Annotated in this window: 10 protein-coding genes, 1 pseudogene and 1 riboswitch; of the genes and pseudogenes, 6 read left to right on the plus strand and 5 right to left on the minus strand. The window is 70.8% G+C overall.

From position 1 onward, the window contains the following. Window positions 1–47 precede the first annotated feature (47 nt). The gene (locus ACF3M1_RS12650) at window positions 48–3,605 is read right to left on the minus strand and encodes an ATP-binding protein (protein ID WP_394001163.1); all 3,558 of its coding nucleotides are present in this window, start codon (window positions 3,603–3,605) and stop codon (window positions 48–50) included. 142 nt (window positions 3,606–3,747) lie between these two features. Between ACF3M1_RS12650 and ACF3M1_RS12655 the strand changes: the two genes are divergently transcribed. The 3 genes from ACF3M1_RS12655 to ACF3M1_RS12665 are packed head-to-tail and all read left to right on the plus strand — an operon-like array spanning window position 3,748 to window position 5,650. Then, window positions 3,748–4,503 carry a YceI family protein gene (locus tag ACF3M1_RS12655; protein ID WP_394001165.1) on the plus strand — a complete coding sequence of 252 codons (756 nt, stop codon included), beginning with the start codon at window positions 3,748–3,750 and terminating at the stop codon, window positions 4,501–4,503. Then, a complete protein-coding gene (locus ACF3M1_RS12660) occupies window positions 4,500–5,090 on the plus strand; it encodes a cytochrome b (protein ID WP_394001167.1) in 591 nt (196 codons plus the stop codon). Before ACF3M1_RS12655 ends, ACF3M1_RS12660 begins: the two co-directional genes overlap by 4 nt. Window positions 5,091–5,092: 2 nt before the next feature. Then, on the plus strand, window positions 5,093–5,650 hold the full coding sequence (locus ACF3M1_RS12665) for a YceI family protein (RefSeq protein ID WP_394001169.1): 558 nt from the start codon (window positions 5,093–5,095) through the stop codon (window positions 5,648–5,650). A gap of 438 nt (window positions 5,651–6,088) precedes the next feature. Here the strand turns inward: ACF3M1_RS12665 and ACF3M1_RS12670 are convergent. Continuing rightward, a pseudogene (locus ACF3M1_RS12670) lies at window positions 6,089–6,316 on the minus strand (glutaredoxin family protein); the annotation flags it as partial. Window positions 6,317–6,365: 49 nt separating this feature from the next. Here ACF3M1_RS12670 and ACF3M1_RS12675 point away from each other — a divergent pair. Both ACF3M1_RS12675 and ACF3M1_RS12680 read left to right on the plus strand, forming a co-directional pair. After that, window positions 6,366–7,748 (plus strand): L-serine ammonia-lyase, encoded by a 1,383-nt coding sequence (locus ACF3M1_RS12675; protein WP_394001171.1) that lies wholly within the window; start codon window positions 6,366–6,368, stop codon window positions 7,746–7,748. A 4-nt stretch (window positions 7,749–7,752) separates the two neighbouring features. Further along, window positions 7,753–8,448 carry an alpha/beta fold hydrolase gene (locus ACF3M1_RS12680; RefSeq protein ID WP_394001173.1) on the plus strand — a complete coding sequence of 232 codons (696 nt, stop codon included), beginning with the start codon at window positions 7,753–7,755 and terminating at the stop codon, window positions 8,446–8,448. A gap of 116 nt (window positions 8,449–8,564) precedes the next feature. On the opposite strand, the gene ACF3M1_RS12685 is transcribed toward ACF3M1_RS12680, so the two are convergent. Genes ACF3M1_RS12685 through ACF3M1_RS12695 form a run of 3 tightly spaced genes read right to left on the minus strand, consistent with a single transcriptional unit; the run spans window position 8,565 to window position 11,949 of the window. Further along, window positions 8,565–9,659 (minus strand): homoserine dehydrogenase, encoded by a 1,095-nt coding sequence (locus tag ACF3M1_RS12685; RefSeq protein ID WP_394001175.1) that lies wholly within the window; start codon window positions 9,657–9,659, stop codon window positions 8,565–8,567. Then, a complete protein-coding gene (locus ACF3M1_RS12690) occupies window positions 9,656–10,897 on the minus strand; it encodes an O-succinylhomoserine (thiol)-lyase (RefSeq protein ID WP_394005268.1) in 1,242 nt (413 codons plus the stop codon). The genes ACF3M1_RS12685 and ACF3M1_RS12690 overlap by 4 nt, the downstream gene beginning before the upstream one ends. 2 nt (window positions 10,898–10,899) lie before the next feature. Continuing rightward, window positions 10,900–11,949, minus strand: coding sequence for a homoserine O-succinyltransferase (locus tag ACF3M1_RS12695; protein ID WP_394001177.1), 1,050 nt, complete (start codon window positions 11,947–11,949; stop codon window positions 10,900–10,902). Between the two features lie 100 nt (window positions 11,950–12,049). After that, window positions 12,050–12,176: riboswitch (SAM riboswitch) on the minus strand. 61 nt (window positions 12,177–12,237) lie between these two features. Here ACF3M1_RS12695 and ACF3M1_RS12700 point away from each other — a divergent pair. After that, a complete protein-coding gene (locus ACF3M1_RS12700) occupies window positions 12,238–13,389 on the plus strand; it encodes a phytase (RefSeq protein ID WP_394001179.1) in 1,152 nt (383 codons plus the stop codon). The last annotated feature ends 4 nt before the right edge of the window (window positions 13,390–13,393 follow it).

The following is a 13,393-nucleotide window of genomic DNA, read 5'->3' on the forward strand; positions in this document are numbered from 1 at the left end:
AGGTCTCACCCCGTGCGAACGGACGCCGCCACGAGGCGGCCTCCGGTTCAGGACGGGGTGTCGATCCCGTCGTCGGACCGCGCCGGCCGCCAGCTCTGCGCGATGACGTCGGCCAGCATCTCGCCGGTCAGCGGCTTGCGCAGGAAGCCCTCGAACCCGGCCGCGCGCGCGGCGGGCTCGGCCTCGGCGTCGGCGCGCGCGGTCACCGCCACCAGCGGGCGGTAGAAACCCAGCGCGCGAAGCATGCCGGCGAGCGCCAGGCCGTCGACGCCGGGGAGATCGAGATCCAGCAGCGCAATGTCGAACGTCCGCGCCGACACCTCGGTCAGCGCGGCCAGCCCGTGCATCGCGTGCACCACCGTGTGGCCCTGGGCCTGCAGCAGGCCGGAGATCACGTCGGCCACGGTCTGATCGTCCTCGACCAGCAGGATATCCAGGCCCACCGCGGCGGTGATCCGCGCCTCGCCGGCCTGTTCCGCGCGCTCGGGCGGCGCGGCGACCGCCTGCAGCGGCAGGGTCACGTCGAAGCGGGTGCCCTGGCCCAGGGTGCTCTCGACATCGATGCGTCCCCCCATCGCCGCCGACAGTTCCTGGCTGATCGCCAGCCCCAGGCCGCTGCCGCCGTAACGCGCGTTGGTGCGCGCGCCTTCGGCCTGCTCGAAGCGCCGGAACAGGCGGCTCACCTGCTCGGCGCTCAATCCGGGCCCCGTGTCGCTGACCGTGAACACGACGTTCGCATCGCGCCGCTCGACGCGCAGCGTGACCTGGCCGGCTTCGGTGAACTTCAGCGCATTGCCGATCAGGTTCAGCAGGATCTGGCGCACGCGCGTCGGGTCGCCCTGCACCCAGGGCGGCACGTCCTCGGCGATGGCGACATCGAAACCCAGCGCCTTCTGCCGCGCCATCGGGGCGCACAGCGACACGATGTCCTGCACCATCGCATGCAGATCGAAGGTCTGCGGATCGAGCTGCAGCTTGCCGGCCTCGATCCGGGCCAGGTCAAGCGCATCGTTGACCAGCCGCATCAGATGGTCACCGGCGCGGCGGATGGCCAGGGTGTAGTCGCGCTGACGCGGGTCGAGCTCGGTATCGAGCAGCAGCTCGCTCATGCCGAGCACGCCGGTCATCGGCGTGCGGACCTCGTGGCCGAGGGTGGCGAGAAAGCGTGTCTTGGCCTGCGACGCGTGCTCGGCGAGCTCGCGTTTTTCTTCGGCGAGCTGCCACGCATGGCGTCGGCGGAGGCGCTGCCGATAGGCGTGCGCGGTCCGCCACAGCGCGACGGCCACCAGCAGCAGCGCGGCGAGCATCGCCCAGATCGTCCTCCACCAGGGCGGGGACTGGCGAATCGCCAGCGGCGCGAGCGCGATCCAGTCGCCGCCTTCGGCGCGCGCCTCCACCTCGAGCGTGTAGCGACCCGGGGCCAGCCGCGGGAACAGGCGCGCCGCAGTGGCATCGGTGTAGACCCAGTCCGTCTCATAACCGGCGAGCCGGAAGCGGTACTGGTGCGCGTGGGCGTCCGTGAACGAAAGCAGACGCGCCACCACGCGCAGGTCGCGATCGCCATGGCGCAGCGCCACCGGTCCCATCGGCGACAGTTCGACCACGTCGTCCCCGCGGCGCAGCTCCAGCGTGTCGATCAGCAGCGGCGGCGTCTGCTCCTGCCGCCGCACCTGCAGCGGATGGAACAGCAGCAGGCCTTCACTGGTGCCGGCGGCGAAGTGACCGTCCTGCGAAACGCCCATCTGCCGTTCACCGAATTCCTGGCTCAGCAGACCGTCGCGCACACCGTAGAGGCGGATGCGCGACGTCGAGGGATCGAGCCGCAGCAGGCCGCGCACCGTGGTGAGCCAGACCGCGCCATGTCCGTCGATGCGGACATCACCCGGCATTACCTCGGGCACCCCGTCCGCGAACCCGAACGCGCGTTCCATCACGAGCGCGGCACCGTCCCATCGGTATGCCTCGAGTCGCGCCAGGCTGGTGAGCCAGACGGTCTCCGTGCCCTGCCATCCGATCGCGCTGACATGACGCTGCGGACCGCCCGGAACCGGTTCGAGCCGGCCGACGGTCGCGTTCCACCGGAACACCCCCTCTGTCGTGGCGAGCCACAGGTCGCCGTCAGGGGCACGCATGATGCGGGTCGGACGCACCGATGCAGGCAAACCACGCGCGTCGCCGGGCCGGGCCGAAACGAGAACGCGACCATCCGGCGCGCGCGCCTGCAGTCCGGTTTCGTCGGAAATCCACAGCACGCCGTCCCGGTCTTCGACCAGGTCGGCCGCGCTACTCGTCAGCAGTGGCGCCGCCTCGTCACTGCGCTCGTCCCACGAGCGGCGCTCTCCGGTCGCCGGGTCGTAGCGGACCAGCTGCCGCGCGCAGGACACCCAGACGATGCCGCTCGACATTTCGAGCACGCCGGTGTTGATCCGGGTGCCGCAGACCTGGGCCAGCCGGTGCTCGATCACGCCGGTCTTCGGATCGAGATGATCAAGGGCACCGCCGCTGCCGACCAGCCACAGCCCGCCATCGGACGCGGACCCGATCCCGTTGACGAGGGCATTGGCCAGCGTCGACGGATCCGAGATGCGCCGCTGCAGCACGGTGAAGTTGCGCCAGTTGGCCGGCAGGTACCAGAGGCCGGCGTCGTTGCTGGCAAACCACAGCCCGCCCTCGCGGTCCTGGAAGGCCGACGCCCAGGCCGGTCGCACTGGACCACGGCTGCTGACGCTGTACAACGGAACATCTTCGATGCGTCCGTCGATCGCGCGTGCCAGGCCACTGCGCGTGTCGTACCAGCGCGCGCCCTGGCGGTCCTCGACCAGCATGTGCAGGACCGGCTTGCCCAGGACCGGATCCTCCAACGGGATCAGCTCGGTCCGTCCGTCCGCGCGACGCACCACGCCGCTGCTATGGACCCCGATCCACAGATTGCCGTGACCGTCCAGCGTCAGACCCTCGATGACGGTGCCGGGCGGCGTCGGCAGCGCCACGGGCGCGAAGTCCTGCCCGGTCCAGGCGGCCACTCCCGTCTTGCAGCCCACCCACAGGGTGCCGTCGTCCTGCGCCGCCAGGTAGCCCACCGCATTACACGGCAGGCTGCGCGGATCCGAGGGATCGGCCTGGAACCGCTGCAAGCCGCCGTCGTCGGCCAGACGGTAAAGCCCGGAATCGGAGGTGCCGAACCAGATCGCACCGTCGGGGGTCGATGTCACCGTCCAGACGGAATCGACGCCCATCTGGGGATGGCTCGCCTGGGTGTAATGGGTGAATCGGCCGCGGTCGGTGTCGAGCATCGACACCGCGCCACCGCGAGTGCCGATCCAAACCCGGTCCCGCGCATCGACATGCACCGACCAGACGTAGTTGTCGTGCAGGCCGTCCTCGATGCGCCAGATGCGGAAGCCCACGCCGTCGTAGCGCGCCAGGCCGTCGCGCGTCGCAATCCACAGATAGCCCTGCCGGTCCTCGGCGATCGCGTTCACACGACTCGACGGCAGGCCGTCGAGCACGCCGATCTGGCGCGGCTGGGGAATTCCGGCGGTCGTGACCGGGGCATGGTCGCTCGTCCACGCCACACAGGCCATCAGGCCCCACAACAGCCCCATCAGGGCGATCCCTGCGCAACGCATCCCGTGTTCCCCGATTGACCGCTGCGCGCTGGGCGCGGCTCCCTGCCGGGCATCCTCGCAACGCAGCGTTGTCACCGCAAGTTGCGTCCGTCCCGCGTGCCGTGCCTAGAATCGGCCGATGCCGCCCCGCCGACGCCCGAGATTCCTCCCGCCGCTCCTCGGCCTCGTGCTGTCGGCCTGGGTCGCCATCGCCGCCGCGCAGGACGCCGAGCCTTATCGGCTGGACCCGGTTCACACCCGTGTCGTGCTGGCGATCGACCATGCAGGCTTCTCCAAGGCCATCGGTACGGTATCGGGATCGACCGGCACCCTGTGGACCAACGGCGAGGACTGGACGGACGCGCGGGTCGACGTGTCGGTGCCGCTGGACCGGCTGGATTTCGGCGATGCCGACTGGAACCGCGCCGTCGCCGCGCGCGGCCTGCTCGATACCGCACGCCATCCGGTCGCGCGCTTCGTGTCCACGCGGGTCGAGCCGATCGATGCCGGGCGTGCCCGCGTGCACGGCACGCTGACCCTGCGCGGCGTGACCCGCGACGTGACCCTCGAGGCCGTCCGCAACGGCGCCCGGCGCCACCCGCTGCCACCGTTCCGGCGCACGGTCGGCTTTTCGGCGACCGCCATGCTGTCGCGCGCCGAGTTCGGCATCGACGCCTGGCGCTCGATGATCGGCGATACGGTCGAACTGCGCCTCGAAGTCGAGGCCACCCGGACACGCAGCGGTGACGACACGGCACCGGAAGCGCCGGAGGCGGATCCGGACGCACCCATCGGTGACGCGCCGGTGGACGGCGACGCCGGGACGACGCCTGACGCCCCGTCGCCCGAGCCCGAGCCGACGCCCGTGCCGCCCGACGAGACGCCGCGCCCATGAGCCTGCGCAACCCGGTCGACCGCTGGGGCGGCATCAGCCAGTCGCTGCACTGGGCGGTGGTGGCGCTGATCCTCGCGACCGGCCTGATCGGCCTGCTGATGGGCGACATGCGCGCCAGCCCGACCAAGGTTCAGGTCTATGCGCTGCACAAGTCGCTGGGTCTGACGATCCTGGCACTGGCGACCCTGCGGCTGCTGTGGCGTCTGTACGCCGGCGCGCCGCACGCGGTGCCCGGCACCCCGCGCTGGCAGGCCCGCGTCGCCTCGGTGACCCACTGGCTGCTCTACGCCCTGCTGCTGGCGATTCCGCTCAGCGGCTGGACCTTCAATTCCGCGGCCGGCTATCCGCTGCAATGGTTCGGCCTGTTCAACCTGCCGGCGCTGGTCGAGCGTGACCCGGCGCTGCGCGTGACCGCCCGCGACCTGCACGAAGCGCTGTTCTGGGGGCTGGTCGCCGTGACCCTGCTACACGCCGCGGCCGCGCTGTATCACCACGCGGTCCTGCGCGACGCCACGCTGGCGCGGATGCTGCCGCGCGGCTGGCTGCGCGTCGGCCCGCGGCCCACTCCCGCCCGTTCCGAGGATTGATCATGCCCGCCTTCCGTCTGCTGCTCGCGGCGTCGCTCGCCGCCCTGCCCGCGCTGTCCGTCCACGCGGCCGATTACGTCCAGGCGCCCGGCTCGTCGCTGGCGTTCGCCGGCACCTACCAGGGCGAGACCTTCTCCGGCACCTTTCCCGGCTTCCGCACGACGGTGCGGTTCGACCCGGCCGACCTCGCCGGCAGCCGGCTCTCGGTGACGATTCCACTCGCCACGGCGACCACCGAAAATCCGGATTACGACGGCGAGATGCGCGGCGCCGCCTTCTTCGACGCGACCCGCTTCGCGCAGGCCACCTACACCGCGACCGGCTTCCGTGATCTCGGCAACGGCCATTACGCCGCCGACGGCACGCTGGACCTGCGCGGTGTGCGCAAGCCGGTCACGCTGACCTTCACCTGGACGCCCGGCGCGCGCCCGCTGCTGGCGGGGCGCGCGTCGGTGGACCGTCTCGCGTTCGGCGTCGGCGGCGGCGAATGGGCCGACACGGGCACGATCCCGGCCGCGATCGCGGTCAGCACGCGTGTGTACCTGACGCCGGCGCGCTGACCCGGCGGCCGGTCAACGTCGCCAGCAGCCCACCTCACCTGCCGCGCCGCGCAGGCAGATCACCTCGTCGTCGATGAAGAAGCCGAGGATCGCCCCGGCGCGCATCAACAGCAGGCCTTCCCAGGTCGTCGCAGGGTGTCCCAACTGCAGCAAGCCGAACCGGCCCTGCAGATCCTCGGCCCGGGCCGGCGTCGAGGCGGCACGCAGGATCTCGCGGATATTGCGCAGATCGACATCGCCCGGCGCACTGGTCACCGCCTTCGTCAGCACGATGCGTTCGATGTCGTCCACCGCGATGACGTCCTCGATGCACGTGCCGATCCACGGCGATGCCTCCGCCAACGCGATGCCGCCGGTATTGGCGAAGTCCACATCGCCCACCGCAGGCGGCACGCCGGCGCTTGCGACAGTCGGCACCACCACCAGCGCGGCGGCGGCCAGCCACAGTCGCAGCCGTGCCACGTCGAACGGCCAGTCCAGCTCGACGTTGCGCGTCGCGTCGCGCAGCACCGGCACGCGCGCGCCATAGCGCGCTTCGAGCGGCTGATCTGCGTCGATGAAAACGCTGTCGAATGCGGGCGCGCGCGCCTGCGCGAGGACGTCGAGGGCCAGGTCGCATAGATGGCAGTCGTCGCGCTGGTACAGGATCAGGGTGGGAACTGTCATGCCGCGTCGCGTCAGGCCTGCGTGCAGGCGTGGCCCGTAGAATAGCCCGATGGCAGTCAGCACCTTCGACCTCTACAAGATCGGCATCGGGCCGAGTTCCTCACACACCGTCGGGCCGATGCGCGCCGGCGCGCGCTTCGTGCGCCGCTGGCTCGACGTGCCGGGACGGCTGGGCGACGTCGCGCGCGTGCGCGCCGAGGTGTTCGGCTCGCTGGCGCTCACCGGCCGCGGCCACGGCACCGACAAGGCGCTGATGATGGGCCTCGAAGGCCACATGCCGAACCTGATCGACCCGGACATCATTCCCGATGCGTTGATCCGCATCCGTGGCGAGAAGCGACTGCTGCTCGGCGGCACGCACGAGATCGCGTTCGACGAAAAATCCGATCTGGTGATGAACAAGCGGCAGAAGCTGCCCTTCCACACCAACGGCATGCGCTTCACCGCGTACGACGCCGACGGCGCTGTCATCGCGACGCGTGACTACTACTCGGTGGGCGGCGGCTTCGTGGTCAACGAGGACGAGGCGGCCGAAGACCGCATCGTGGCCGACACCACCGACGTGCCCTACCCGTTCTCCAGCGGCGACGCGCTGATCGCGCAGGCCAACACCCATGGCATCAGCATCGCGACACTGATGCTGGAGAACGAGAAGGTCTGGCGCAGCGAGGACGAGATCCGCGATGGCCTGCGCGAACTGTGGGCGGCGATGCAGTCCTGTGTCGCGCGCGGCATCCGCCAGACCGGCACCCTGCCCGGCGGCCTGCACGTCACCCGCCGCGCGCCCGCGCTGCATGCCGAACTCTCATCGAAGCCCGAAGCCGGCATGCGCGATCCGCTGACCGTGCTCGACTGGGTGAACCTCTACGCGCTCGCCGTCAACGAGGAGAACGCCGCCGGTGGCCGCGTTGTCACCGCGCCGACCAATGGCGCGGCCGGCATCCTGCCCGCGGTGCTGCACTACTACGACCGTTTCTGCCCGAACTCCACCGAGCAGGGCATCTTCGATTTCCTGTTGACCGCGTCCGCCGTCGGCATCCTCTACAAGGAGAACGCCAGCATCTCGGGCGCGGAAGTCGGCTGCCAGGGGGAGGTAGGCGTGGCCTGTTCGATGGCGGCCGCCGGCCTGACCGCCGCGCTCGGCGGCACGCCGAGCCAGATCGAGAACGCGGCCGAGATCGGCATGGAACACAACCTCGGCCTGACCTGCGACCCGATCGGCGGCCTGGTGCAGATCCCGTGCATCGAGCGCAATGCGATGGGCGCGGTCAAGGCGATCAATGCCTCGCGCATGGCCTTCCGCGGCGACGGCAAGCACAAGGTCAGCCTCGACAAGGTCATCAAGACCATGCGCGACACCGGTCGCGACATGCGCGACAAGTACAAGGAAACCTCGCGCGGCGGTCTGGCGGTCAACGTCATCGAGTGTTGATGGCGTGCGTGCCTTGCTGCTTCCGGGCATGGACGGATCGGGGCAGTTGCACGACGAATTCGTCGCCGCGATGGCCCCGCGCTTTCGTGTCGAGGTCGTGGCCTACCCCCCGGACCGGGTTCTCGGCTACCGCCAGCTCCAGGCGTTCGTCGCCGACCGCCTGCCGGGTGACGCGCCGTTTCTGTTGATCGGCGAGTCCTTCTCGGGCCCGATCGCGATCCGGATTGCCGCGTCGCGTCCGCCTGGCCTGGTGGGACTGGTGCTGTGCGCGACTTTTGCTGCATCTCCGCGTCCGTGGCTGGGCCACCTGCGGCCCCTGCTCGGGTTACCGTTGCCCATCCCACCCGCCCGCATGCTGATGCCCGCGATGATGGGGCAGTGGACCACGCAGGAATGGACACGGCGTGAGCAGGTCGCGCTCGCGACGCTGCCCGCCGCCGTGGCACGTTCCCGCCTCGCCGAGGTCTTGAAGGTCGATGCCACCGCCGACCTGGGCCACATCAGGGTCCCTGCCCTGTATCTACAGGCCAGTCACGACCGGCTGGTGCCCCCGCGCTGCTGGCACCAGATACACGCCCACATGCCACATGCCAAACGGATACGGCTGCGCAGTCCGCACTTTCTACTGCAGCATCAGTCGGCACGCGCGGCCCGTGCTGTACAGCGCCACTTCGCGCAGCTCTCTGACCTTTACCGCTGATCGCCAAGAGCGAGCTCGGCGATCCAGATGCACACCAACGGGGACGTGATCTCGCCACACCTAGACGCCTGCATCAAGCGTCTGCCCGCCTCAGGCACCCCGCCCTTGCGTCACAGTCAGCCCGAATGGGCGTGAGCGATCGCGAGCACGTCGTCGAGCAACGCTGCCGCGGTGACCTCGGCACCCGCACCCGGCCCCTGGATCACCAGCGGCTGATCCCGATAGCGGTCGCTGCGGATCGCGACCCGGTTGTCGGTGCCCACGCCGCTCGCCAGCGGATGGTCGGGCGGCACCGCCTGCAGGCCGACCTGCGCGCCCTGCCCCGCTTCGAACCGCGCGATGAAACGGAGCACGCGCCCCTCGGCCACCGCCGCCGCGCGGTGCTGTTCCAAGGCGGCGTCGAGCAACGCGCCGTCACGTTCGAACACCTCGGGGGTGCAGGTCGCCAGCGCCGGCGGCACCAGTGACTGCACGTCGACCTCGTGACCGGGCAGCGCGAAGCCGCAGGCGCGGGTGAGGATCAGCAACTTGCGCCGCACGTCCTCGCCCGACAGATCGACGCGCGGATCGGGCTCGGTGTAACCGGCATCACGCGCTTCGGCGAGCAGCGCACTGAACGGCCGCGTGCCGTCGAAGCGCCCGAACAGCCAGGCCAGCGATCCCGACAGCACACCTTCGATCGCGTGGATGCGGTCGCCGCCGTCGACCAGCGCGCGCAGGCTGCGCAGCAGCGGCAGGCCGGCGCCGACCGTCGCGCTGTCGCCGTAGCGGCTGCCGGTGTCGGCCAGCGCATCGGCGATCGCCTGCGCGCGGCCGAGTTCGCCGCCGGTGCCGAGCTTGTTCGCGGTGACCACGTGGATGCCGCGGGCCAGCCATTCGGAATGCCAGTCGGCGACGGTCTCGCTGGCGGTGGCGTCGACGACGATGTCGCCACGCTGCGGACTTTCGCCCTCGGCCCATGGCGGAAACCCGCCGCGCGTCGGCGCCGCGGCACGCGCGTCACGCAGCGCCGCCGCAAGATCCGCGCCGCCAGCGACCTGGGTGCGCGAATTGCAGATCCACGACACCGCCGGCAGCACCGTGCCATTGGCCGCGAGCCGCGCATACCGCGCGACGAAGGCGCTGCCGACGCCGCCGGTCCCGAGCAGTGCGAGCCGCGCGGGCCGTGGCGCGGCCTGGCGTGCACGCCGCAACGACACCACCGCGCTCATGCGTCCACTCCCGCGCGTGCCGGGCGCGCGACCGCATCGGCGCAGGCCGCCACACGATCGAGCGCGGCGACCAGATCCGCATGCAGATCCTCCCAGGCCTCGATTCCCACCGACAGGCGCAGCAGGCAATCGGAAATCCCGGCCGCGACACGCGCGTCAGGCGACATCGCCGCATGGGTCATCGTGGCCGGATGCGCGACCAAGCTTTCAACGCCGCCCAGCGACTCGGCCAGCGTGAACTGCTGCAGGCCGTCGACGAACGCGCGCACCACCTCCACTGTGGCCACGCCCGGCACCGCGGCGAGTTCGAACGAGAGCATCGCGCCGAAGCCCGACTGCTGCCGCGCGGCAACCGCGTGGCCCGGGTGCGAGGCGAGCCCCGGATAGCAGACCCGCGCGACCGCCGGATGCGCATCCAGCAACGCGACGATGCCGGCGGTGTTCTCCTGGTGCACGCGCAGGCGTGCATCCAGCGTGCGCAGCCCGCGCAGGGTCAGGAAGCTGTCGAACGGCGCGCCGGTGATGCCCAGCGCATTCGCCCACCAGACCAGCTGCGCGTGCAACTCGGCGTCGCGCGCGATCACCGCGCCGCCGACGACGTCGCTGTGCCCGTTGATGTACTTGGTGGTCGAGTGCAGCACGATGTCGGCGCCGAACTCGATCGGCCGCTGCAGCGCCGGCGACAGGAAGGTGTTGTCGACGACCGCCAACGCCCCGGCGCGATGCGCGGCCTCGATGACGAAACGCAGGTCGGTGATGCGCAGAAGCGGATTGGACGGGGTTTCGATCAGCACCAGCTTTGGCGCCTGTGCCAGCGCATCGGCCAGCGCGCGCGGATCGGTGAGGTCGGCAGTGACCAGTTCGAAGTGGCCCTTGCGCGCCAGGGCGTCGAACAGGCGCCAGCTTCCACCGTAGGCATCGTGCGGCACCACCAGGCGGTCACCCGGCTGCAGCAGCGCGTTGAGCACGAGCGTGATCGCGGCCATGCCGGTCGAGGTGATCACGCCGCCGGCGCCGCCTTCCAGCTCGGCCAGCGCTTCGGCCAGCAGGTCACGCGTTGGATTGCCGCTGCGCGTGTAGTCGTACTGCCGTTTCTGTCCGAAGCCGGCGAAACTGAAATTGCTCGACAGCACCGGCGAGGGCGTCACCGCGCCGTAGGCGGGATCGCGATCGATGCCGGCGCGCACGGCGCGGGTCGCGGGACGACAGCCGGTGGTGGCGTGGTCGGTGGACTGGATGCTCATGCGGATTCTCCGGACGGAATGGGGGCGTGCACCGCTGTGGTCAGCAGCGCGTCGATGCGGTCGGTTTCCTTGAGGAAGGCGTCGTGGCCGTAGGGCGAGCGCAAGACGCGCAGACGGCCGTAGGCGCCGAGCCCTTCCAGCAGCGCGACCGCATCGGCCAGCGGCACGAGGCGATCGCCTTCGACCGCGACGACGGTCGTGGGCACGCGGACCTGCGTGGGGTCGACCCGGTGCAGGTCGATCGATTCGGACAGGCGCAGCCACGCGGTCACCGGCGTCCGTGCCACGTAGCGCGCGCCGGCGGCATCCAGATAGTCCTCGGCGGCGACACGCACACGGCCGTTGACGACTTCGGGCGCCGCGTCGAACCGCTCGGCGAATTCCTCCGGCGTCCGGTAGCTCAGCATCGCGAACTGGCGCGCCAGCGACAGGCCCTGGCGCTCGGCGCACTGCAGCTGGCCCAGCGCGACCGCACGACGCTGCAGCGCGCGCCATGCCGCGGCATAGGGATGCGCGCGGTGCGCGCCACTCACGGCGACCAGGCGCTGCAGCCGCGCGCCGTGCCGCGCAGCGAACTGCAGCCCGACCAACGCGCCGTAGGAGTAACCGACGAACGCCTGCAGCTTGTCGATCGCCAGCGCATCGAGCACAGCCGCGACTGCATCGGCCTGGTCGGCAGTGTCGAGCGGCACATCGAGCGCCCCGTCCGCGCCGAGGAAATCGATCGCGAGCAGACGCACCCGCTGTGGATCCAGGGCGCGGGCCGGCCCGACCAGATGCTCGGCCCAGCCCGCTTCGCGGCACGCGGCGTTCGACGCCAGGTGCCGGTGCGCGGAGATCCCGCCTGCAACCACCACCACTGGCGCACCTGCCGCGCCCTGCAGCTCGTAATCGATGTCCACACGACGCGGGCCGGCGTGGCGCAGGGCCAGTTCGATCCGGACACGGCCGCGGGTGGCAAGCAGTTCCTCGAGCGCGAGCGAGGCGGGATCGAGGGGCTCGTGCGCGGCATCGGGAAGACGGTAGGCGGTGTCGACGAGGCTCATCTGGCGATATCCGAAAGAGGACAAGGCCATCGCGCACTGCAGGGAACCGGAAGCCGTCACGGGGACGGATGCATCGCACGCGAGATCGCGCGGCGACGCATGGCCATCTTCCGGTGGACGCACAGGTCCCCGCAGGACTTGGCACCGCGACGACGCCGCGCGGTGCGCAGCGCCATCAGGTTGCCCCGGCATCAAAGGGCCTGTCCCTCCGCCGGTCTCGATGGATGTCGCGCAGGTTGCCAGCCGTTTCACCGGAAGTCAATCGCTTCATCCGGATTGAGCGATGGAATGATTTCGTCTGCAATCGTTTGCGGGCGTCCATGCGCCCGCCGACGCCGCAGGCATACTTTCCCGATGCGCATCCCGTTCCTGTTCCTGATCACGCTGCTGGCCGGCTGCGCCACCACACCGCCCACGGACCTCCGCCCCCGCGCCGCAGGCGACGACGCGCGCCCGGTCGTGGACGAAGCCTGGCGATCCGCCCCGGTCGACGGCGGCGAACTGGATTCACTGGCGGCCTGGCCGACGCCCGACGGCGCCACCTGGCTGCTGGTCACCGACAAGCACAGCGACACCCTGCGCGTGCTCGATGCCGACACGGGCGCCACTCTGCGCACCGTCGGCGGCCCGGGAACGACGCCCGGCCGCTTCGATCGACCCAATGGCATCGCGGTCTACGGGGACCTCGCGTTCGTGGTCGAGCGCGACAACCGCCGCGTGCAGGTGCTGTCCCTGCCTGACTTCGCGCCCCGCCTGGTCTTCGGCACGCCCGAACTCCGCAGCCCCTATGGCATCTGGTTGCACGAAGCCGCGCCCGGCGTGCTGGAGGTCTACGTCACCGACAGCTTCATGGACCCGCCCGCCCACACCGGGGTGCCAGCGTTCGACACGCTGGACGAGCGCGTGCGCCGCTATCGGGTCACGCTCGATGAGGCCGATGCACTGTCGGCCCGCCTGATCGGCAGCTTCGGGGCGACCACGCCGGACCGGGCGCTGCGCATCGTGGAGTCGATCGCCGGCGACCCCGCCTACGACCGCCTGCTGATCGCCGACGAGGACACGCGCCACGGCGCCACGCTGCGCGACTACCGGCTCGACGGTCGACCGCGCCGCACATCCCTGGCGGCCGACACGTTTGCCGGTGAGCCGGAGGGGATCGCACTCTGGCCGTGCACGATGGATGCCGGCTACTGGATCGCCGCCGACCAGCAGCGCCCGCGCACGGTCTTCCATCTGTTCGACCGCAAAACGCTGGCGCCGGCGGGCCGCTTCACCGGGGCGGTCGCCGCACAGACCGACGGCATCGCCCTGTATGCGGGCGCCACGTCCCGCTTCCCGCACGGCGCGCTGTTCGCCGTGCACGATGATCGTGCCGTCGTCGCGTTCGACCTGGGTAAGGTCGCGGCCGCCGCGCGACTCGACCGCCATTGCGTGGACTAGCGGC

Source organism: Luteimonas sp. WGS1318, assembly GCF_043187535.1.
In the GTDB taxonomy this organism is placed as follows: domain Bacteria; phylum Pseudomonadota; class Gammaproteobacteria; order Xanthomonadales; family Xanthomonadaceae; genus Luteimonas.